Consider the following 22718-nt stretch of genomic DNA (forward strand, 5'->3'; position numbering starts at 1 on the left):
CCCCCTTATATGATTGATACGTTTTTTGTACAAACTACTTTTTTTATTATATATACTGCCTGTTCTAACTCTTCATTCGTGACAATGAGTGGCGGTAATAGTCTTATAACATTAGGCCCTGCTTGTAATACGAGAAGTCCTTCTTTCTCTAGTTGTTCTATAAAACTTGCAACTTCATGCTTACACTCAATCCCAACCATAAGCCCCTTACCACGTATATTTTGAATACATTCGACATGTTGTAATTCCTCTTGCAACTTCTGTAATACGTACTCGCCCTTTTCTTGTACTTCTTTTAAAAACGATGGTCTTTTACTTACTTGCAATACTTCTTTCGCTGCAGCCATCGCGATGTAATTCCCGCCAAAAGTTGAACCGTGTGATCCTGCAGTAAACGACGTTCCGAGCTCTTTCCGGCCAATCATCGCTCCGACAGGAATGCCATTCCCAAGTGCCTTTGCAACGGTAACGATATCAGGCTCTATTCCCACTTGTTCATAAGCGAATAGTGTTCCAGTTCTTCCTATCCCCGTTTGTACTTCGTCTATAATAAATAAGGAACCGAACTTATTACATAATGTTTCAATCTCTTTCAAAAAAGATAGATCAGCAGGTATGACTCCTCCCTCTCCTTGAACTACTTCTACCATTACCGCCGCAACTTCTTCATTCATTACTTCCTCTAATGCTTTAATATTGTTAAAAGGGATATGTAAAAAAGATGGAAGTAATGGACCAAATCCTTCTTTTACCTTATCTTGGCCCGTTGCACTCATCGTTCCAAATGTTCTACCGTGAAAAGACTGCTGGCATGTTACGACGAGAGATTTTCCAGTATGCTTACGTGCTAACTTCAAAGCTGCTTCATTTGCCTCTGCCCCGCTATTACAGAAAAACACATAATCTAATGCTCTATTTTCTGTTAATAATGACGCAACTTCTTCTTGTAAGCTATTTGTAAACAGGTTAGATATATGCCATATATCATCAAGTTGCTCTTGTACACCTTTGAGAACAGTAGGGTGACAATGTCCTAAATTACATACGCCAATTCCTGATGTGAAGTCTAAATATTGCTTACCGTTATTATCAATAACTTTCGTTCCAGTTCCCTTTACAAACTCAATAGTTCTTCTGCCATACGTTTGAAAAAGATGGCTTGTCATGCAATACTCACGCCTTTCGTTACCGTCGTTCCAATACACTCTCCTGTAACCTCAGTAAAATCTTTTGTACCATTCACAATAGTTATCTTTTGCACTCCCATTTTTAATGATGCTAGTGCCGCCTGTACTTTCGGAATCATCCCACCTGTAATAACACCTGTTTCTATAAAAGTAACAATCTCAAATTCGTCCGTTTTCTTTACTAATTTCCCTTCATTTAATATGCCATCTACATCTGTAATAAAAATGAGTTCTTTTGCGGATAATGCGGCCGCAATTCCAGCTGCAGCGGTATCCGCATTTATGTTATAAATCTCATTATCATTGATCCCAACCGGAGCAATAACAGGAATATAATTCATATTTATTAAACCTTTTAGTAAGGCTGTTTTTACATAACTTACCTCTCCTACATATCCTATCTCTGCGCCAACAGGTTGAACTTGAAGTAAATTACCATCACACCCGGAAAGCCCTACCGCAAGTAAATTATGCTTTTGTAAATTCATTACAAACTTTTTATTTGTACTTCCGCATAGCACCATTTGAACAACATCCATAACTTCTTTTGGTGTCACTCGTAAACCATCTCTTTTTTCTACTTTGATGTTACAATCTTTTAATTTAGCATCAATTTCTGGGCCGCCACCATGAACAATCACTACTTTATACTTCTGTTGCAATTTCTTTATACAATCAAAAAACACATCATTTAATTGATCCAACATACTACCGCCGCATTTCACTACAATATAATCGCTCATCTTCCCTCTCCTTATGTACGATAACAAGCGTTTATTTTCACATATTCATAACTTAAGTCACAGCCCCAAGCTGATCCCTTCTCTTCTCCTAGATGTAAATACACATCAATCATAATTTCATGTTCTTTTAACTTCTTTTTCATTTCCTCTTCAGAAAACATTTGAGGTTCACTATTTTTTAACACAGCGATAGATTGAAGAGTAATATCAATTGTATTCGGATTAATCGCAACTTCACTTTGTCCAATACTGCTAATAATTCGCCCCCAATTTGAGTCTTCACCATGTATTGCTGTTTTCACAAGACTCGAACCGACTATTTGCTTTGCAATTTTCTTTGCCTCTTCATTCGTTCGAGCTCCTAGCACATTTACTTCTATTAACTTCGTAGCACCTTCACCATCTAGTGCAATTTTTTTTGCTAAATCTTCACATACCTTCTGTAAAGCAAATGCGAAAGTTTCCCAATCCGTATGTTCCATATTGATTGGTTTCGTTTCTGATAATCCACTTGCCATAACGATGACCATATCATTCGTAGAAGTATCCCCATCTACCGTAATTTGATTAAATGTATGATTCGTTATTTGTGATAATGCTGTTTGCAATACGTCATGTTCTATATGAGCGTCTGTCGTAATAAAACTCAGCATCGTTGCCATATTCGGATGAATCATCCCTGAACCTTTCGCAACACCAGCAATCGTCACTTTCTTCCCATCAATAATCATCTCATAGCAAGTTTCTTTCGTTATAAGATCCGTCGTTAAAATCGCTTCAGAAAAAGAACGCGCTTCACTTACTTCCTTCGCCGGGATAAGAGTTGTAACTCCCTTTCGGATTATATCCATCGGCAGCTGAACACCAATTACACCTGTTGAAGCTACTGCAACGTAATTTTCTTTCACTCCAAAATGTTCCGCCCCTAATGCACGCATCTCGTAAGCATCTTGTAATCCTTTCATTCCTGTGCAAGCATTTGCATTTCCGCTATTGACGATAATAGCTTGTAATTTCCCCTCAGCAGTTATACTGTCTTTCGTTACAAGTAGCGGGGCTGCTTGTATTTGATTCGTTGTATAAACGGCAGCGCATGATGCTGGCACTTCACAAATGATTACACCTAAATCCTTTTTTTCTTTTTTCAAACCATTTGCAGTACCGATCGCCGAAAAGCCTTTCGGCGTTACAATGGAACCATTTTCCAGTTTAGTAATAGACTCTACTTTAATCATCATGTCCCCCTTATAGATAAAGTGGTATATATTGTAAACCTGTTGTTTCTTCTAGTCCCGCTACTATATTTGCATTTTGAATCGCTTGCCCAGCCGCACCTTTCATCATATTGTCTATAACAGAAACGACTGTCACTCTTCCTGTTCTTTCATCGTAAGCTACCCCCATATCACAATAATTTGAGCCCCTCACTTCTTTCGGACTTGGAAACTCTCCTTGCGTACGAATTCGAATGAAAGCCGATTGTTCATACGTTTCTTCATATATTTTTTGAAATTGTTCTCTTTCCATTTCACGTTTTACTTTCGCATACAGTGTAATCATAATCCCTCGTGATATCGGAATTAAATGTGTACTAAACGTGATTGGCTTCGTTTCTCTATTCCACTCTGCAAGCATTTGCTCAATCTCAGGAACGTGTTGATGCTCATTTACTTTATAAATACGTAAGTTATCGTATAACTCAGGAAAGTGAGTCATCGTTGTTGGCGTTTTGCCTGCTCCAGATACTCCTGATTTCGCATCTATAATAATTGAATCTTCTTCAATTATGCCGCTACATACTAACGGCAATATCGCTAATAATGCAGCTGTAGCAAAACATCCTGGGTTTGCAATTAAATTTGCATTTTGAATCTCGGACCTTTGCCATTCACTTAACCCATATACAGCTTCCCTAAGAACTTCTTCTTTTGCAGCTGTCCTTTTATACCACTGTTCATATATCAAAGGATCTTTCATACGAAAGTCTCCGGATAGGTCAATTACTTTTAGACCTACCGCTAATAGTTTTGGAGTTAACTCTGCTGATACTCCTGCTGGGGTTGCTAAAAATACAATTTCTGCTTCCTTCACTATTTCCTCCGCATCAATTTCTTGTAACGTATGAACAAAAACATTTTGAAAATGCGGATATACATTTGTTATACACTCGCCAACTTGCGAAAAAGAATGAAGAGATGCTATCGAAAAATATGGATGTTGCTCTAATAACCGAATTAACTCAATACCCCCATACCCAGTTGCTCCAATAATCGCGACTTTCATAGGCTCCTCCTCATATCGATTCTTTAAATTAAGTATGATTATAATATTGTATATTTATAGAGTCAATTAAATATTTATAAATCTTTAAAACTTAAATAACTTAATTTTACTAGAAAAACAATATACACAACCGGATTTTTATACATAAATAGTGCATGGTAGTTTTTTCATTTCACTTCAAGTACAATAAAACAATACATGTATACATACAGGCGGGGGAAAACATGAATGAGAAATTAATTGAGAAAATGATTATAAAAAGTTTTCAGCAATATCAATGTAATCCTATGTCAAATGAGGATCAGGAAATGCTAATTAAACATATTCAAACGATAATTCATTCAAATACTGAAATTGATGTCTACGAGGCAGTTGAGGATATCGTTTACGATTATGTGACTGGAAAATAAAAAATAGGAGATTTCCATATGGAAATCTCCTATTTTTTACTTAATGATTTGCCTGCAACACGCTCAAATAAACCTGGGAATAGAGCATAAAGTTTCGGACCAATGCCCATCCACTTCGGTAAGTTTACTTCACGCTTTTTCGTTTTCATTGATTGCACGATTTGTTCTGCTACATATGTTGGTTTTAACATGTATCGTCCCATATTTTTCACATATGTACCGGATTGATCAGCTATTTCAAAAAAGTTTGTATCTATTGGACCTGGATTAATCGCTGTAACATAAATATCTGTATTCGCTAATTCCATACGTAAACTATTCGTAAATCCTAATACGGCATGTTTCGTTGCTGCATAAGCACTCGATTTCGGAGTTGCAATTTTTCCAGCAAGTGAAGCAATATTAATAATATGTCCTTCATTCTTGTTTACCATATAAGGTAGTACCGCTTTCGTACATGCTACTAATCCAAATACATTTACTTGGAACATATCTTTTACTTCACCCATTGACGCATCTTCAAACGTTTTAAAAATACCAAATCCCGCATTGTTTACTAATATATCAATACGTCCCACTTCTTGTAATACCTTTGAAAAAACAGACTGTACTTCCATCTCTTCACTTACATCTAATACATAATAATAGCAAGGCGTATTATAAGTTTCTTTAATTTTGTCTACTAGCGCTTGTAGTTTGTCTTCTGTTCGAGCCATTAATACTGGAGTCGCTCCCTGTGCTGCAACTTGCATTGCAACTTGCTCACCAATCCCACTAGAAGCACCTGTAATGACGATTACTTTATTTTGTAAACGTCCTGTCATTGCTGTCACCTACTTTGCATAATAAATCAATTGTTGCGATGACTCATCAATCATCACTTGTTGATTATATGCTAAATAGTCCAATTGTCCAACCGTTTCTGAAATAGTAAGTGGTAATTGTTCTTTATATAATACCGGAAATAGTTTTACACATACTTCAAATGCTGTCATTGGTTTTTCCTTTAATAACTCAAGTACTTTAAACGCACGTGTTTCTTGCTTTTGTAATCTCGTTTCAATAAGTTGTTTCACATTTAGAACATCTTCCCCATGCCCTGATAAAATGCGTGAAATATTCATTTCGCTTAAACGCTGTAATGTTTGATTATATTGTAGTAATGGGCGTGCCCGTTCTGTTTGCCCTTCATATGGTGGTTCTAGTATTGGATTCGAAGAAATATGACTAATGAGAGCATCTCCACCAATTAATATTCCATCAGATTCTCTATATAAAGAAATATGAGTAGAAGCATGACCTGGTGTTTCAAGTACTGTAAATCCAGGCAGAGAATCAATACAATCTCCTTCTCTCACAGTATGCGTTAACGATCTATTACAAGAATATTTCAGTGTCCTTGTCGTCAATAACGCCTCGTCTTTCAAAAATGCTGCTGGAACACCAAATTGCAAAGCTGTCTCTCTAAAAAACTCATGATACCACTTTAAAAATTTTGGGTTTTGCGTGATCCAAGGCTCATTCCAGGGATGTCCAATAATGTTCGTTTTCTCAGAAAATATATTTAAAAGCCCACAATGATCCGCATGATGGTGCGTAATGACTACTGTTTCAATATCTTCTATCGTATATCCTAATGCACCTAATTGACTTTCTAACGCATTTCTTGCCTCTTCTGTATTCGTCCCTGTATCAATTAATGTTAATGTCTCCCCCTCAACTAAAAACACATTCACAGTCTCAACTGCAAATGGCACAGGAATCTCCATTCGGTGAATCGCCGTCATGCTTAGCCCCCCTGTCTCTTTCCGGTTCAAAAATGAATACTTCTTCAGTTTACAACTTCCACATATATTTGTCATTATTTTCAGATAAAAAGAGGTGTTTTCTATAAAAAAACGAATGTATGTACATTTATAAGAATTTCTAACCAAATTTAAAGGAGGAACATCATGTCTATTCAAAACATTTCCTTTCTCGGTGCAGGCTCTATTGCTGAAGCTATTATTGGTGGCTTGTTACATGCAAATGTTGTGAAAGGCGAACAAATTACCGTAAGTAATCGTTCTAACGAAACAAGATTGCAGGAGCTACATAAAAAATACGGCGTCAAAGGTACGCATAATAAAAAAGAGCTACTTACTGATACAACTATTCTTTTTCTAGCAATGAAACCGAAGGATGTTACAGAAGCGCTTACTCCTTTTAAAGAAGATATACATAATAACCTGCTTATTATTTCCCTATTAGCAGGTGTTTCTACTCACTCAATTAGAAACCTACTTCAAAAAGATGTTCCGATTATTCGTGCGATGCCAAATACATCTGCAGCTATTTTAAAATCAGCTACTGCTATCTCGCCTTCAAAAGATGTAACGGCGGAACATATTCGCACTGCTATAGCTTTATTTGAAACAATCGGTCTCGTCTCTGTTGTAGAGGAAGAAGATATGCATGCTGTCACTGCATTATCTGGAAGTGGACCTGCTTATATTTATTACGTAGTGGAAGCGATGGAAGAAGCCGCAAAAACAATTGGTTTAAAAGAAGATGTTGCAAAGTCACTTATTCTCCAGACGATGATTGGTGCTGCTGAAATGCTAAAAGCAAGTGAAAAACACCCTTCTGTTTTGCGAAAGGAAATTACTTCTCCTGGTGGAACGACCGAAGCAGGCATTGAAGTATTACAAGAACATAAATTTCAACAAGCGCTTATTTCTTGTATTACACAGGCTACAAAACGATCACATAATCTTGGGAAAACATTAGAACAACTAACAAAAGAAAAATAAAAAATGGAGCTCAATCTTACTTGAGCTCCATTTTTTTATAAACATATATCGTTTAGTTATTAGTCTTCCCAAAAATCTCTTCTTGCAGACGACGACCAGTCGGTGTTGCTGCAAGTCCACCTTCAGCTGTTTCACGAAGTGCTACTGGCATCGTTTGTCCGATTCTAAACATTGCCTCAATTACTTCATCACATGGAATTGTACTCGTTACGCCAGCTAATGCTAAATCAGCTGAAATCATCGCATTTGCAGCTCCTGCTGCATTACGTTTTACGCAAGGTACTTCTACAAGTCCTGCAACAGGATCGCATACTAAACCAAGCATGTTCTTTAATGAAATTGCCATCGCTGTAGCTGCTTGATCTTGTGTTCCACCAGCCATTTCAACTGCAGCTGCAGCTGCCATTCCACTTGCTGAACCAACTTCAGCTTGGCATCCTCCCGCTGCACCAGAAATGCAAGCGTTATTCGCAACAACCATACCGAAAGCTCCTGCTGTAAATAAGAATTCAATCATTTCTTCACGTGTCGGCTGCAATTTTTCTCTTAGTGCAAATAGTACACCCGGCACTGTTCCAGCAGACCCTGCTGTTGGTGTTGCACAAATAATTCCCATCGCTGCGTTTACTTCATTTGTTGCAACAGCTTTACTCACTGCGTCCAAAATCGTATCTCCAGATAAGCCTTTTCCGCTATTCATATACGTCTGAACTTTTACAGCATCTCCGCCGGTTAAACCAGTTGGTGATTTCACTCCGCGAATACCACGTTCTACTGCTTGCTCCATTACGACTAAGTTCTTTTCCATACCAGCAATTACTTCTTCACGTGAAATATTTCTTGTTTCCATTTCACATTGAATCATAATTTCTGCGATTTTTACATTTTGTTCTTTAGCTTGCGCCACTAGTTCCGCTGCGTTCCGAAACATGGTGTGTCCCCCCTGCAATTATTCCATAATAGTTACTTGACAAATATTTTGTTGCGCGTTTATTTCTTCAATCACTTCATCTGCTAATAATTCATCTGTTTCGATAACCATAAGCGCTCTTCTTCCTTTTTCTTTACGAGAAACACTCATTGTACTAATGTTAATTTCATGTTTCGCAAGGATTGAAGCTACTGCTGCAATAGCACCGAAGCGATCGTTATTTACAATAAGTAGTGCTGGACTCGTGCCTGTTAATTGAAGATCGAATCCGTTTAATTCTACAACTTCAATTTTACCGCCACCAATTGAGCAAGCAACAACTTCAATTTCTTCTTCACCTTTATACAAACGAATTCTCGCTGTATTTGGGTGAGGTGCATTTGCATCTTCTTCAATGAATTCTACTTCGATTTTGCGCTCTTTTGCTATGTCTAGCGCCTCTGGAATACGTAGGTCATCTGTTTCAAAGCCTAATATTCCACCGATCAGTGCTACATCCGTACCATGCCCTCGATACGTCTTTGCAAATGATCCATATAATGAAATGCTTACTCTTTCTGGTTCATGACGAAACAGCTGGCGAGCAACTTGCCCCATTCTTGCTGCGCCTGCTGTATGTGAACTTGATGGACCAATCATAACTGGACCAATAATATCAAATACTGAGCGATACTTCATCATAACTCCCCCTAAACCTCTATGAAAAAAATTTTACTATTCTATTAAGCTACCGAATCGGTTGCTTTTCCAGTTGTACGACGAATTTGTTCCGCTGTACGAATTGGATCGTTTTTGAATAACAGTGAAACAATATATCCTGAAATAATACCAGCTATCATAATAAATAAGAAACTTAGCATTACCTTCATTTAAAAATAATATAGGCTAATCCAGAATAAAGTCTGGTAGCAATCCAAAGTTTAACACAGAACCCCTTACAAGGATAGCATAAACAAGTGAAACTCCCATTGCTTTCATACCTTTTCGTGCTTTAAAAATAAAAAGTGAAAAAAGACATAGTACAAATAATAGTAATATCCTTCTTATTTATAATTCCCATGTTTCCCTCTCACGATTTAGTTAACTCCACTTGTTACGACAAATGGCTAAAACGCATGTAGCCTACAATAAATTATAATCTGCCCTCATTATAGCTTGTTTTTAATAAAACGCTTACTTTTAATGAATTTTAAAAGTTCTGAATAACAATCCGTTTTTGGTATTTGTACCACTCGTATGTCGTCTGACTTATATAACAGTTTCTCTAAATAATCGGTACTATGTATTTTTGTCCTATATCTTCACATCATAAAAATTTTCTGTTTCATCCAATATAAACATAAAATGATAACAGATTTATTTTAAATTTTTTTTAGAAATAAAAAAATGGCAACCTTTCGTCACCATTTTTTCACACCATTATTATCTATCTACTGGAAATGATTTCAAATCCGTAGCTATTTCTGTATTAGAAAATAGCTCTCTTGCCTCTTTCCATAATTCCTTATATGTATCTCCTTGATAACGAGAACTAATATGAGTCAATATTAATCGTTTTGCATTTGCCTGAAGTGCAATACTCGCAGCTTGCTTAGATGTAGAATGAAAATAATCATACGCTTGTTGTTCATCTTCTGCCGCAAAAGTTGCCTCATGAACAAGTACATCAGCGTCTTGTGCCAGCTCTCTACTCGCTTCACAATATCTTGTATCACCTAAAATGGTAATAATTCTTCCCTTTTGAGGCGGACCAATAAAGTCTTTTCCATTTAGTATCGTACCATTTTTTAATTCAACTACTTCTCCATCTTTTAAACGTTTAAAGAGCGGGCCAGGTTTCACACCCATCTCCAGCAATTTATCGACTAAAAGGGCTCCTTGTATATCCTTCTCTACGATGCGATACCCAAAACATTCAATGCCATGTGACAATCTTTTCGTTTCCACGTGAAATTCATTATCTTCAAATACAGTACCTTCTTCTGTTATCTCAACAATTTCAAGTGGATATTTTACATGTGTCGTACTTACTGATAATGCCACTTCAATAAATTGTTTAATTCCTTTTGGTCCATACACTGTTAGAGGTGTAGTCCCTCCTTGAAATGAACGGCTTCCCAATAAACCAGGCAAGCCAAAAATATGATCACCGTGTAAATGCGTAATAAATATTTTTTCAATGCGGCGTGGGCGTACTGATGTATGTAATATTTGATGTTGCGTCGCCTCGCCACAATCAAATAACCAAGTCTGTCCTCGTTCTTCTAACAATTGCAAAGCAATTGCCGAAACGTTCCTTCCTTTCGAAGGAACACCTGCACCAGTTCCTAAAAATACAAATTCCACTTTCTTTCCTCCAGCTCTTTATATAATCTACCTTTCATCTTACGGAATGTTATTTCAAATGGCAAATCGAATTTACATAACCAATCATCTAGACAACTATATAACACGAACGTTATACTCGAAAAACTTAGCAATTGTTCGTGTTTTATGTTAAAATGATTATACTACATTTTAAGGGAGCGTTTTATTATGAAAGAAGCATTTCGTTTACAAACTGATTTTTCATCTTCATTTGATCGCTGGGTAAGTTCTTTCGTGTCTGATCACCCAGCACAATTAGAATGGACGACTTTGAAAGAATTAATCCATGAATATACAACAACACATACAAATGATTCGTTACCAACATATATTTCTTCAACTTTAACCTATTACGCACAACGCGTTTCAACAACAAACAGTTCAGAAATTGTTATTTTTGAAAATGCTACAATCTCATAATCTATAATAAAAAGCACTGTGATCAGTGCTTTTTATTTATGTTCATTACAATATTTATTTTCCAACGTTATTTCAAAAAAACTCCGCTTATTTCCTACTATATAGCTATCATAAACCTATTTGATTTTTCAAAAAAAGATATTGACACTATAAATTTACAGTGCTAACATTCAAATTGTAATTGAATATGGTCTCTGTTAGGTGAGGCTCCTGTATAGAGAAACGCTGCTGCCCAAAAATGTCGAGAGACGCCAATGGGTCAACAGGAAAGGTCGGAATGAAGGCCTTTCTTAACGTAGCTGGTTTCAGTACCTATGCTATACAGTGCTAAAACTCAACGAGGGAGAGGTGCATGTATTTTTGTCATACACAAAAACTGTTTTTATCTATGTTTACTAACAGTCTTTGTTGTGGACTCTTTTAACTGCGAATTCAGACCTTTACTCGTTTTGAGTAAAGGTCTTTTTATATATGCACCTTACTATGAAACAAACATAGCATATTCAGAAACTACTAAATTGTACGGAGGTGAGGAACAGTTGGCAATTGATGATTCGGCCCAGATACCCATATGTTTTACATTAATATTTCATCATGTAGGTAGGAAAGAAGCTGTTCCTCCTAATTTTAAATAGTCGAGTAACAGATTGTTTCCTCCTTCATGAAAAAGGAGGAACTACCGATGTTAAATTTACAAAGACAAGAAACAAAACATTCTTACGATCAAGATCGTATGAAAATAAATAACGAATTATTGGTGGAAGTCGCAACACAAGGTGCAAACAAGGCGTTACAACTTTTAGAAACAACAGAAGATGGACTCTCTAAACAAGAAGCGGCTCGTAGACTTACTTTATATGGTCCGAATGAAATCGCTCATAATAAAACATCACCGTGGTACATTCAATTTCTACTGGCATTTAAAAATCCATTTATTTTTGTTTTATTAGCTCTCGGCGCACTCTCTTTTTTCACAGATGACATACAAGGAACCATTGTCGTATCTGTAATGGTAATGCTAAGTGCAACGATTCGCTTTCTACAAGAATTTCGTTCTCAAAAAGCTGCGGATCAGTTAAAAGCTATGGTTCGAACAACGGCGAGCGTCTTTAGAATAGATGGATTTGTACACGAAACAAAAAACGTAATGAATTTGAAGCAAAATGATTCAACGGAAATTCCAATTGAAGAACTTGTACCTGGCGATATTATTTCACTTTCAGCCGGTGATATCGTTCCAGCTGATGTGCGTATTTTATCAGCTAAAGATTTATTTGTGAATCAGTCTTCTTTAATTGGGGAAGCACTTCCTGTGGAAAAGTATGAAAACTGCTACCATACAGAGAATAAACATATCTTACCGAAAAACATGAAAAAAAATTACAATCCACTCGATATGGAAAACCTTTGTTTTATGGGTACAAATATTGTAAGTGGTAGTGCAAAAGCTGTTGTCATCTCCACAAGTACTGATACGTATTTCGGCTCTTTAGCAAAAAAGGTAATCGGCAAACGAGTAGAAACAAGCTTTGATAAAGGTGTAAACAAAGTAAGCTGGCTCTTAATTACATTCATGCTTATTATGGCGCCTATCGTTCTTCTCATTAACGGATTCACAAAAGGGGATTGGCAAGAGGCTTTCTTCTTCGCTATCGCAATTGCTGTTGGTCTCACACCTGAAATGTTACCAATGATTGTAACTGCTAATTTAGCAAAAGGTGCCGTTAACATGTCTAAACAGAAAGTAATTGTAAAACAACTGAATTCTATTCAAAACTTAGGTGCTATGAACATTCTTTGTACCGATAAAACAGGTACTTTAACAGAAGATAAAGTTGTACTTGTCCGGCATTTAGATCCAAACGGTAATACATGTAATCGTGTATTACACTTCGCCTATTTAAATAGCTTCTATCAAACAGGATTGAAAAATTTAATAGATAAAGCCGTTATGAAACATACGGAAGAAAACCAGAAGTTTAATCCATCCATTTTTCAAAAACTAGATGAAATTCCATTTGATTTTGCTCGCCGGCGTATGTCTGTCATCGTGAAAGATATTTCAGGTGAGCATACAATGGTTTGTAAAGGGGCAGTAGAAGAAATTTTATCTATTTGTAACTACACTGAAGTAGCTGGAAAAGTTGTTTCTCTTACCGATGACATGCGCTCAAATGTAAAACAACTAAGTGAGACATTAAATAGTGAAGGTATGCGTGTTATTGCTGTAGCTTATAAAAAAGATAGACCAATAAATGATATAGAGTACACGGTACAAGATGAAAATAATATGATTCTCGCTGGATATATCGGCTTTTTAGATCCACCGAAACCATCTGCAGCTACTGCCATTCAAGCATTACAGAAACATGGTGTACAAGTAAAAATTTTAACTGGCGATAACGAAATCGTGACAAGAAAAGTTTGCAAAGAAGTTGGATTAAATATCGGTGAGCCTGTCCTTGGTTACGAAATCGAATCTTTACCTGATAAAGCATTAGCAAAATTAGCCGAAGAAACAACTGTATTTGCTAAACTAAATCCAATGCAAAAATCTCGCATTATACGAGTATTACAAGGAAACGGACACACTGTAGGTTATATGGGAGATGGTATTAACGATGCCGTAGCGTTACGTGAAGCTGATGTTGGCATATCTGTTGATACTGCTACCGATATTGCAAAAGAGTCTTCCGACATTATTTTACTTGAAAAAAGCTTAACAATATTAGAAGCAGGTATTTTAGAAGGACGCACTACATTCGGAAACATTTTAAAATATATTAAAATGACAGCTAGCTCTAACTTCGGAAATGTATTTAGTGTGTTAGTAGCAAGTGCTTTCATCCCCTTCTTGCCGATGCTTGCCATTCACCTTTTAATTCAAAACTTGCTTTATGATATTTCACAACTGTCTATTCCATGGGACAAAATGGATAAAGAGTTTTTAGAAAAGCCAAGAAAATGGGATACTGCAAACTTACGGAACTTCATTATTTGTATCGGTCCCATTAGTTCCATATTTGATATCATCACATATGTAGTCATGTGGAACGTCTTCGGTGCAAATACAGCTAGCGAACAATCATTATTCCAATCTGGTTGGTTTGTCGTTGGATTACTAACACAAACTTTAATTGTTCACATGATAAGAACACAGAAGATTCCGTTCATTCAAAGTACTGCATCAATACCGGTTCTTTTATTGACCGCTTGTATTATGGCAATCGGAATTTATATTCCATTCTCGCCACTTGGAGCAGCTGTTGGATTACAAGCATTACCACTTAGCTATTTCCCTTGGTTAATAGGAATACTATTAGGCTATGCTTTCTTAACACAGTTCCTAAAAAAAGTTTATATTAAAAAGTTTCATAGCTGGTTATAAAGTGAAACTTTAATCAGTGGGGGTTTTCTTCATCCCCCACTGATTATTAGTTGAACCAATCGGACTTTTATGGGCAGTTGATCCCCCACCTAACCTCTTTGCTTTCGCTGAATTTTGAGGTGGGGGTCTTACTGCCCATTAAAGCGGGATAAAGTGAAGCTTTCATCTGCCCGCAAATAGCGAGATAAAAATGAGAATGAGCGGGTACCCCCCACTCATTCTCAAAAACATAACATGGACTTATATGTATGGAGGTGACCATGATGGTATGGTATGACATTGTATTAAGATTATTTATCGCAATTATTGTAGGTGCTTGCATCGGAATGGAACGGCAATGGAGACACAGGATGGCTGGATTACGGACAAATGCTCTCGTATCACTTGGTGCCTGTATATTTGTTTTATTATCCGTCATGCTTGATCACGATGCTAGCCCCTCACGTATTGCCGCTCAAGTCGTTAGTGGGATTGGTTTTTTAGGAGGCGGCGTTATTATCCGCGATGGTTTTAGTATTAGAGGGCTTAATACAGCGGCTACTCTATGGTGCGCAGCTGCTGTTGGTACTCTTACAGGCGCTGGTTTCCTCGTTGCAGCTATGTTAGGTGCAACCGGCGTTTTACTGGCAAATATACTACTCCGTCCAATCGCTCTCTTTATGAATCAAAAATCAAAAGAAGAGTCACCTGAACAAACGAACTACTTCCTTTCTCTTACTTGTTCAGAAGAACATGAAGCCCATATTCGTTTTTTACTTATGCACATGGTAAGTTCTGAAGGCATCGGTTTAAAAGAATTGTATAGTGAAGACGTAGATTCTAAGCAAAAAGTGTGTATACAAGCTACATTACATTGCAGTACAAATGCAGCAGTCTTAATTGAAAAAATAGTGAGTAGAATGCTATTAGAAGCTGGCGTTACTGCAGCTGGGTGGAAAACTTCATTAGATTTAGAAGCCAGTTAGAAATGAAAGGTGTCATGATATTTACAGCTTCATGACACCTTCTACATAAACTTATTTTCTAATTTTTGCTGAAAAGACTTTTCCTGCTTACGTAATAATTGACTACCTCGTTGTAAAAGTGGCATTCCATACTTATCATTAATTTGATCGATGACAGCAAGTAGCGGCTCTTCTTTCGCATCTTCTTCAAATGAAAACAAATCTAATTGTTTCACCGATTCTGTCTTCCACTCTATTTCAGTAGCTGTAACACCTAGTAAACGAACGGAATCACCGTCCCAATGTTGCTTCCATAAACGAGATGCTGCCTGAAAAATATCTCGTTCTTCCCAAATCGCATTTTTCAATTGCTTACTCCGCGTTACTGTCCGCCTATCCTGATATTTAATCATAATTTGAATATTATAGCTGACAAGAGTTCGTTTTTGTAATCTTTTACTCACTGATTTTGATAGCCGTTCTAACATATCAAGTAATTCTTTCTCTTCATCCATATCCTTTGAAAAAGTCATCGAATTACCGATACTTTTATGTTGTCCCATTTGACTCGGGTCAACTTCCCTATCATCCATACCTTTTGCCCGCCTTTGTAAATCAACACCATGCTTTCCAATTTTAGCGCGAATGATATGTTCGTTTCCTTTTGCTAACTGTTCAATTGTTTGTATATGAATATCATTTAATTTTTCAGCTGTTTTTTCTCCAATTCCATGCATCGCTTCAACTGGAAGTGGCCAAATCATTTCTGAAATATCTCGTTTTCGAAGTACGGTAATACCGAGAGGCTTTTTCATATCAGAAGCTGTTTTTGCTAGGAAAAGGTTAGGAGCAATTCCGATGCTACACGGAAGTTGTAACTCTGTTAATAACGCCTGCTGAATCATCTTTGCTATTTCAAGAGGCGAACCGAGTGCGTAGCAATCTGTAATATCTAAATATCCTTCATCTATTGAGACTGGTTGTATTTTTTCCGTAAAACGGGAAAGAATTTGAAACATTTGAAATGAAGCTTCACGATATAATGTAAAATTAGGACGCATTACAACTAATTGTGGACATAACCTTTTTGCTTCCCAAAGAGGCATCGTTGTACGTATTCCATAGTCTCTCGCCTCATAACTACATGTTATGATAATTCCTTTTCTTTCTTTTTCATTTCCAGCAACTGCTAACGGCTTCCCTTGTAATGATGGGTTATGAGCAATTTCAACAGATGCGAAAAAACAATTCATATCTACATGCAAAATAACACGACCATTTTTCGGATACATTTCTCGCATATTACTCACCCCTCCAAAGAACATTTGTTCCTTCATTATATCAAATTTTGCATAATAGTTATAATAATTACTTGGTCTTTTCCTTTTATATATTTGATATAATTTACATAAAATGTGGAAAGGGGTGATTATGATAAAATCAACTCATAAACTCAACTATACGTTCCTTGTGATTATATTAATCATAACCCTTAATTATTTACTGCTTCCTATTTTCAATATTAATACGTTTGGATTCTTCCCTCGCCTAGTACATGTAGCAACAACTTATATATTGCCATGGATTTTCTTGTATTGGCTAATCCGCCTTGTAAAAGCAATCGAATCAAAATAAAAAGCGTGTAAATCAATTATGATTTACACGCTTTTTATTTTACATTACTTTGCTACTTCTTCAATAATTGCAACAACTAATTCTGCTGTTTTTGCTAATTCTTCAACAGGAATCTTTTCGTTTGTTGTATGAATTTCTTCATAACCAACCGCTAAGTTAACTGTCGGAATACCGTGGCCTGCAATTACGTTTGCATCACTTCCGCCACCACTTTGGTGAAGAGAAGGTGTACGACCAATGTTTTCAGCTGCACGTTTTGCAACTTCTACAACGTGATCGCCATCAGCAAATTTAAATCCTGGATACATAACGTTTACTTCAACGTCTGCTTGACCGCCCATTTCTTTTGCAGTTGTTTCAAATGCTTCTTTCATTTTCGCAACTTGTACTTCCATTTTCTCATTGATTAAAGAACGCGCTTCTGCAAAGATTTGTACATGATCGCAAACGATATTTGTTTGTGTACCACCTTCAAAACGTCCAATATTTGCAGTTGTTTCAGAATCAATACGACCAAGTGGCATCTTCGCAATTGCCTTCGCTGCGATAGTAATTGCAGATACACCTTTTTCTGGTGCTACACCAGCGTGAGCTGTTTTCCCACGAATAATCGCATTCACTTTCGCTTGTGTTGGAGCTGCAACAACAATTTCACCAACTTTTCCATCGCTATCTAATGCATAACCGTATTTCGCTGTAATGCGCTCACGATCTAATGCTTTTGCACCAACAAGACCAGATTCTTCTCCAACTGTAATAATAAATTCAATTTTGCCATGAGGGATGTTTTTCTCTTTTAAAACACGAATTGCTTCAAACATTGATGCTAATCCTGCTTTATCATCCGCACCTAAAATCGTAGTACCATCTGACACGATATATCCATCTTTAATAGAAGGCTTAATTCCATTACCAGGAACTACTGTATCCATATGAGAAGTAAAGTAAATTGTATCAACACCATCTTTTGTTGCTGGTAATGTACAAATTAAATTACCTGCACCATGCCCAGTAACAGCCATTGTGTCATCTTCAAATACTTCTACACCTAAATCTGTAAATTTCTTTGTTAATACTTTGCAAATTTCTGCTTCAAATTTCGTTTCAGAATCTACTTGTACTAATTCCATAAATTCATTTACTAAACGTTCTTGATTAATCATAAGACTGCGCCTCCTGCACTACCATTATGTATGTAACACTATTAATTATAACAGAATTTCGCAAAAGTTTCGAAATACAAGACAAAAAACAGACGGTTTATATGTCTAGATAACCATCTGCTTTCTATTACTCATTTAACAATACCCAGCGCATATGATCTTCCCATACTCCATTTACCATTAACATCTTCCTAGACACGCCCTCATATTGAAAGCCTATCTTCGTCACTACTTGTATAGATGCTAAATTTCGTGGCATAATCGGTGCTTCTATACGATGTAACTGAAATTCTTCGAAAGTAACTTGAATAGCTTTCCTAAGCGCTTCTGTCGTGTAACCTTTATTCAATTCTGCCTTATCTAATTTATAGCTGAGCACACAAGATTGATAAATACCGCGAACGATTAGATTAAATGAGATACACCCAATAATTTTTGTATCATCACCCTTTTTAAAAATCCAAAGCCTGATGATTTTACCTTCTGCAAACTCTTTTCTATCCTTTTGTAACTTTTTCTTCTGATAATCTAACGTAAAAAAATCATCCGGTCTATACTCTTCCCAAGCTTTTAAAAATTCACGATTTCTGTCGTAATATTGAAGAATTTTTTCAGCATACGACTCATCAATTTCCCTTAAATGTAAACGATTTGTTTCGTATATTTTCATCATCGTATCTCCATTCTTCAGCTTGCATAACAAAAAACTTATACTCTATCATTATTATATATTCTCTACATACATACATATTTCCTGTTATACTTTACACGCACTTCTCGAATTTTGTCACTTCTCTCCCCTTGTCCACAATATCATTTCTCGTTACAATGATATTGTACTGATTTGCAAGGAGGTTTAACGATGCATAAAAAAGCTCAAAAAGTTATGGTTTATGTAATGCTAATTTCTATGCTTGTAACAACATTACTTGCTGGCGCAAGTATGTTTTGGTAAAAAGGACGATACTTTCGTCCTTTTTTTACTTTTTATACATAACAAAATAAACCATCTCGATATCGAGATGGTTTATTTTATATAAAGCACAATCGCTACAATACTAAAGGAAAATGACATTACAAGTGCTGTAATAAAACTTGTATATTGTTTCTGCTGAAATGCTCCAATAACAAAAGTAAGATTGAGTAATGCCATACATATAATTGCTACAAGATAAGAGCATATATTAAAAGTTGCCAATATGAATGTAATAACAAATAGAAATCCCATAAAAAATTGCATATACGAAATTTTTGGATTCAAGTACATATGAGCAACCCCTTTATCTAATTTTTACCCCGATTGGTGCGGGCTGATAATCAGCGGGTAAAAAACCTCTCACTGATTAAAATTTCACTTTATCTTTCTATACTCTCATTAACTCATGGTTATGTACACATGTCAAGACAACTTATTACAATAGAAAAAGCCAACCTTTTCGTTGGCTTTTTCATATGCAATGGCTCCTTTTTGTTTTGCCAATTGCTGAAATGATTTTTTCGACTTCACAATCCATACTTTCGTTCCAATTGGAATGCGATCAAATAAATACTCCACATCGTTTTTCTTCATTCTTATACATCCTTGTGAAATATACTTTCCAATTGAACTAGGTTGGTTTGTTCCATGTATTCCATATTTACTCCCATCAGTTCCTCTTGCATTAAATCCAATCCACCTTGACCCAAGTGGATTTTTCGGTGATCCACCTGGAATATCCTTCGCAATATAATACGGATCCTTCGCTTTCATTACAACATCAAAAGTTCCCTCTGGAGTTAATTCATTTGTTTTCCCTGTCGCTACTGGAAAAACCTTTTGAATCTTTCCATCGTCAATATAAGCTAGTTTATTCGTCGCTTTATTTACAATAATGAAAGGATCTCCGGCACGTGGATTATCACCAAGAGGCCAAATAGGTGATAAAGAAAGACATAATATGAAAGAGAGAAGATACGGCATAAATAATTCCTACCTTCTATATAAGTTCTTTTATATTATCCTTTCCCTTAAAACGGCTTTTAATGAGTAAATATTGTTCCATTTCATACACAAGTTGTACAAGCTTCGCACGTATCTCAAATTCCTCACGTGTAACTGGCAATGGCATATCTCTAAATAATTCTCTCATTTCTTGCAGCTGTCTTAAGGAAATAACCCCAGTACTCTCAGGGCTAATAGCATTCCCAATGTTTTCAACCACATCCGCAATCATGTCAGCTTGTTCATATGTCCATGATAACGAAGCTGCTAATGGTATCATCCGCTCTAAAATTTCGAATTGTTGCATGCGCATATTGAAATAACGATAGTAATAGCCATCTTCTCGCATAAATGCATTCTCAAGTTTCTTAAACGATAAATCCCTTGCTTCATTTAGCATATTTTCAGTTTCAATAAGTTCTGCCCCGCTCCAGCTACTTTCTCTGTTTCGTAAGTACACCACCATTTCAAACAAAATTGTTTTAAAATTACTTTCTATTGTATCCTGATACTCTTTTAGCTTATTTTCACTACTTGGCATATACATATTCACTAATAAAGCCACGCTAATTCCTATCGTTAATATCGCAATTTCATTCCCAACAATAAGCCATGTGATTTGTTTCAATGAATATAGATGCATCACAATAACTGAACTCGTGACAATACCTTCTTGAATTTTAAGCATAACTGCAGTCGGAATAAATGTAAGTAATAATATACTAATTGCAAGTGGTGTATATCCCATTGTTTCAAAAATACAAAACGCGAATACCATTGATAATACACAAGCTAAAAAACGATGTAACGACACTTGAAGTGATTTACGTTTCGTATTTTGTACACATAATATAACTAAAATGCCCGCTGAACTATAAAATTCTAATCCTAATAACTGCGCAATAAAAACTGCTGCGCCTGTCCCTATTGCTGTTTTTACTGTACGGTATCCAATTTTGAACATAGCACTGCTCCTATATGTATAAACGTATTTACAGTTAGTATAAAAAAAGGATGACACAATGTCATCCTTTTCTACTTATTATTCACGCAACCTTTACATATTACAATATTTTTTGTAAAAATTGTTGCGCACGTTCACTTTTCGGTGCTACAAAAAATTCTTCTGGCGCACTTTCTTCTACAAGCCTTCCACCATCTAAAAAGAGAACACGATCTGCTACTTCTTTTGCAAATCCCATTTCATGTGTAACAATCACCATTGTCATTCCTGTCGTAACTAATGATTTCATAACTTCTAACACTTCTTTTACCATCTCTGGATCTAGTGCTGATGTTGGTTCATCAAATAACATAACTTCTGGTTCCATCGCTAACGCTCTCGCAATTGCTACACGTTGCTTTTGTCCTCCCGAAAGACGATTGGGATACGTATCTTTTTTATCTAATAAACCGACCTTTTCTAAAAGTTTCTCGGCTTTTTTGTCAGCTTCTTGTTTCGTTACTCCTTTTACATTGATAGGAGCATACGTAATATTTTCTAATACTGTCATATGAGGAAATAGGTGAAAATGCTGAAATACCATTCCGACATTTTCACGAACGTGCATAATATTCGTTTTCGGATTCGTTACTTCTTCCGTTCCAATCCAAATGTGACCATTTGTCGGTGCTTCTAGCACATTCATACAACGTAAAAATGTTGATTTCCCTGATCCAGACGGTCCAATAATTGCTACTACTTCCCCTTTTTCAATCGTTGTTGTAATCCCTTTTAATACTTCGTTTTTTCCAAATGATTTATGAAGGTTTTCAATTTTAATCACTTTTCTTCATTCTCCCTTCAATTGCCTTCCCGACTAATGTAAGAATAATGACTAGCATATAATAAATTAGTCCAACAAAAAGCAATGGTTCAAGATATTTAAACGTCTCACCGCCTACAATGTAAGCACGGCGCATTAAATCGGTCGCTCCTATTACTGTTACTACAGCCGATTCTTTCGTAAGTGTCGCAAACTCGTTCACAAGCGCTGGTAATATATTTTTTAATGCTTGAGGGAAAATAATATTTCGCATCATTTTCCCGTAAGGAATCCCTAAAGCCATCGCTGCTTCTGTTTGTCCTTTATCAACCGCTTGAATGCCGGCACGAATTACCTCTGACATATATGCACCTGAATTTAAGCTAAATGCTAATACAGCTGCTACGAATGCAGGTATTTCATAACCAATTATTTGCGGGACACCGAAATAAATAATCATTAATTGCAATACAAGTGGTGTACCACGGAAAATTGATGTATAAAAATCTGCCGCTATATTTAATGCTCGTATTCTAGCAATTTTGCAAAGCGCTAATAACGTTCCTAAAATAAAACCAACTAATGCTGATACTGCTACAATTTTCAAAGTAACTTCTAGGCCTTTTAGTATATATGGTATCGAAGGCGTAATCGCCGAAAAATCTAAGTTCATTCTTTTCATTCCCCTCATAGAAAAGTGAAAGGCAG

General features: G+C 36.3%; 25 protein-coding genes and 1 riboswitch. Of the genes, 7 read left to right on the forward strand and 18 right to left on the reverse strand.

All coding sequences use genetic code 11. The features are described from left to right. Positions 1-5 precede the first annotated feature (5 nt). From argD to argC, 4 genes are read right to left on the reverse strand one after another with little or no spacing between them, the layout of a single operon-like run. Entirely contained in the window at positions 6-1166 is a 1161-nt protein-coding gene (gene argD / locus KZZ19_RS20155) for an acetylornithine transaminase (protein WP_088097674.1), read from the reverse strand. After that, positions 1163-1930, reverse strand: coding sequence for an acetylglutamate kinase (gene argB / locus KZZ19_RS20160; RefSeq protein ID WP_237979442.1), 768 nt, complete (start codon positions 1928-1930; stop codon positions 1163-1165). Before argB ends, argD begins: the two co-directional genes overlap by 4 nt. 11 nt (positions 1931-1941) lie before the next feature. Beyond that, entirely contained in the window at positions 1942-3165 is a 1224-nt protein-coding gene (gene argJ / locus KZZ19_RS20165) for a bifunctional glutamate N-acetyltransferase/amino-acid acetyltransferase ArgJ (protein WP_140392543.1), read from the reverse strand. Between the two features lie 10 nt (positions 3166-3175). Beyond that, positions 3176-4213, reverse strand: coding sequence for an N-acetyl-gamma-glutamyl-phosphate reductase (gene argC / locus KZZ19_RS20170; RefSeq protein WP_237979443.1), 1038 nt, complete (start codon positions 4211-4213; stop codon positions 3176-3178). Positions 4214-4437: 224 nt separating this feature from the next. On the opposite strand from argC, the gene KZZ19_RS20175 reads away from it, so the two are divergent. Then, on the forward strand, positions 4438-4623 hold the full coding sequence (locus KZZ19_RS20175) for a YqzH family protein (RefSeq protein WP_001003210.1): 186 nt from the start codon (positions 4438-4440) through the stop codon (positions 4621-4623). 29 nt (positions 4624-4652) lie between these two features. Here KZZ19_RS20175 and KZZ19_RS20180 read toward each other — a convergent pair whose 3' ends face one another. Both KZZ19_RS20180 and KZZ19_RS20185 read right to left on the reverse strand, forming a co-directional pair. Next, on the reverse strand, positions 4653-5447 hold the full coding sequence (locus KZZ19_RS20180) for an SDR family NAD(P)-dependent oxidoreductase (protein ID WP_237979444.1): 795 nt from the start codon (positions 5445-5447) through the stop codon (positions 4653-4655). Between the two features lie 9 nt (positions 5448-5456). Further along, positions 5457-6410, reverse strand: a complete 954-nt coding sequence (locus tag KZZ19_RS20185; protein ID WP_237979446.1) for an MBL fold metallo-hydrolase — start codon at positions 6408-6410, stop codon at positions 5457-5459. 165 nt (positions 6411-6575) lie between these two features. Here KZZ19_RS20185 and proI point away from each other — a divergent pair, with 165 nt between their 5' ends. Further along, entirely contained in the window at positions 6576-7415 is an 840-nt protein-coding gene (gene proI / locus KZZ19_RS20190) for a pyrroline-5-carboxylate reductase ProI (RefSeq protein ID WP_237979448.1), read from the forward strand. A gap of 52 nt (positions 7416-7467) precedes the next feature. Here the strand turns inward: proI and sdaAA are convergent, their stop codons facing one another. The 4 genes from sdaAA to rnz all read right to left on the reverse strand — a co-directional run bounded on the left by sdaAA (position 7468) and on the right by rnz (position 10692). Then, entirely contained in the window at positions 7468-8346 is an 879-nt protein-coding gene (sdaAA, locus tag KZZ19_RS20195) for an L-serine ammonia-lyase, iron-sulfur-dependent, subunit alpha (protein ID WP_061678098.1), read from the reverse strand. 18 nt (positions 8347-8364) lie between these two features. Continuing rightward, positions 8365-9024: an L-serine ammonia-lyase, iron-sulfur-dependent subunit beta gene (gene sdaAB, locus KZZ19_RS20200; RefSeq protein ID WP_000877441.1), complete on the reverse strand. Its 660-nt coding sequence runs from the start codon at positions 9022-9024 to the stop codon at positions 8365-8367. A gap of 44 nt (positions 9025-9068) precedes the next feature. After that, positions 9069-9206 carry a hypothetical protein gene (locus KZZ19_RS20205; RefSeq protein WP_170930150.1) on the reverse strand — a complete coding sequence of 46 codons (138 nt, stop codon included), beginning with the start codon at positions 9204-9206 and terminating at the stop codon, positions 9069-9071. 562 nt (positions 9207-9768) lie between these two features. Continuing rightward, positions 9769-10692 (reverse strand): ribonuclease Z, encoded by a 924-nt coding sequence (gene rnz / locus KZZ19_RS20210; RefSeq protein ID WP_088097681.1) that lies wholly within the window; start codon positions 10690-10692, stop codon positions 9769-9771. A gap of 189 nt (positions 10693-10881) precedes the next feature. On the opposite strand from rnz, the gene KZZ19_RS20215 reads away from it, so the two are divergent. From KZZ19_RS20215 to KZZ19_RS20225, 3 genes are all read left to right on the forward strand, one after another. Beyond that, positions 10882-11133, forward strand: a complete 252-nt coding sequence (locus KZZ19_RS20215) for a DUF3932 family protein (RefSeq protein ID WP_088097682.1) — start codon at positions 10882-10884, stop codon at positions 11131-11133. Between the two features lie 186 nt (positions 11134-11319). Further along, a riboswitch (M-box (ykoK) riboswitch) is annotated at positions 11320-11487 on the forward strand. Positions 11488-11815: 328 nt separating this feature from the next. After that, positions 11816-14521: a magnesium-translocating P-type ATPase gene (mgtA, locus tag KZZ19_RS20220; RefSeq protein WP_237979449.1), complete on the forward strand. Its 2706-nt coding sequence runs from the start codon at positions 11816-11818 to the stop codon at positions 14519-14521. Positions 14522-14784: 263 nt separating this feature from the next. Continuing rightward, positions 14785-15486: an MgtC/SapB family protein gene (locus KZZ19_RS20225; RefSeq protein ID WP_140392545.1), complete on the forward strand. Its 702-nt coding sequence runs from the start codon at positions 14785-14787 to the stop codon at positions 15484-15486. Between the two features lie 41 nt (positions 15487-15527). Here the strand turns inward: KZZ19_RS20225 and KZZ19_RS20230 are convergent, their stop codons facing one another. Continuing rightward, a complete protein-coding gene (locus KZZ19_RS20230) occupies positions 15528-16766 on the reverse strand; it encodes a DNA polymerase IV (RefSeq protein WP_237979450.1) in 1239 nt (412 codons plus the stop codon). Between the two features lie 133 nt (positions 16767-16899). Between KZZ19_RS20230 and KZZ19_RS20235 the strand changes: the two genes are divergently transcribed. Next, positions 16900-17100 carry a hypothetical protein gene (locus tag KZZ19_RS20235; RefSeq protein ID WP_237979592.1) on the forward strand — a complete coding sequence of 67 codons (201 nt, stop codon included), beginning with the start codon at positions 16900-16902 and terminating at the stop codon, positions 17098-17100. Between the two features lie 44 nt (positions 17101-17144). Here KZZ19_RS20235 and KZZ19_RS20240 read toward each other — a convergent pair whose 3' ends face one another. After that, complete coding sequence (locus KZZ19_RS20240; protein ID WP_088097688.1) at positions 17145-18263, reverse strand: tripeptidase T; 1119 nt, start codon at positions 18261-18263, stop codon at positions 17145-17147. Positions 18264-18390: 127 nt separating this feature from the next. Further along, a complete protein-coding gene (locus KZZ19_RS20245; RefSeq protein ID WP_237979451.1) occupies positions 18391-18936 on the reverse strand; it encodes a GNAT family N-acetyltransferase in 546 nt (181 codons plus the stop codon). Positions 18937-19125: 189 nt separating this feature from the next. Here KZZ19_RS20245 and prli42 point away from each other — a divergent pair, with 189 nt between their 5' ends. Next, the gene (gene prli42 / locus KZZ19_RS20250) at positions 19126-19218 is read left to right on the forward strand and encodes a stressosome-associated protein Prli42 (protein WP_000549040.1); all 93 of its coding nucleotides are present in this window, start codon (positions 19126-19128) and stop codon (positions 19216-19218) included. A gap of 72 nt (positions 19219-19290) precedes the next feature. Here prli42 and KZZ19_RS20255 read toward each other — a convergent pair whose 3' ends face one another. The 5 genes from KZZ19_RS20255 to KZZ19_RS20275 form a co-directional block, all read right to left on the reverse strand. Then, the gene (locus KZZ19_RS20255; RefSeq protein WP_088097689.1) at positions 19291-19530 is read right to left on the reverse strand and encodes a DUF3894 domain-containing protein; all 240 of its coding nucleotides are present in this window, start codon (positions 19528-19530) and stop codon (positions 19291-19293) included. Between the two features lie 132 nt (positions 19531-19662). Beyond that, positions 19663-20223, reverse strand: a complete 561-nt coding sequence (locus tag KZZ19_RS20260) for a L,D-transpeptidase (protein WP_001146549.1) — start codon at positions 20221-20223, stop codon at positions 19663-19665. A 16-nt stretch (positions 20224-20239) separates the two neighbouring features. After that, positions 20240-21208, reverse strand: a complete 969-nt coding sequence (locus KZZ19_RS20265; protein ID WP_088097690.1) for an aromatic acid exporter family protein — start codon at positions 21206-21208, stop codon at positions 20240-20242. A 100-nt stretch (positions 21209-21308) separates the two neighbouring features. After that, complete coding sequence (locus KZZ19_RS20270) at positions 21309-22031, reverse strand: amino acid ABC transporter ATP-binding protein (protein ID WP_237979452.1); 723 nt, start codon at positions 22029-22031, stop codon at positions 21309-21311. Further along, on the reverse strand, positions 22024-22683 hold the full coding sequence (locus tag KZZ19_RS20275) for an amino acid ABC transporter permease (protein ID WP_001046922.1): 660 nt from the start codon (positions 22681-22683) through the stop codon (positions 22024-22026). The genes KZZ19_RS20270 and KZZ19_RS20275 overlap by 8 nt, the downstream gene beginning before the upstream one ends. Positions 22684-22718 lie beyond the last annotated feature (35 nt).

Source organism: Bacillus thuringiensis (genome assembly GCF_022095615.2).
In the GTDB taxonomy this organism is placed as follows: domain Bacteria; phylum Bacillota; class Bacilli; order Bacillales; family Bacillaceae_G; genus Bacillus_A; species Bacillus_A cereus_AG.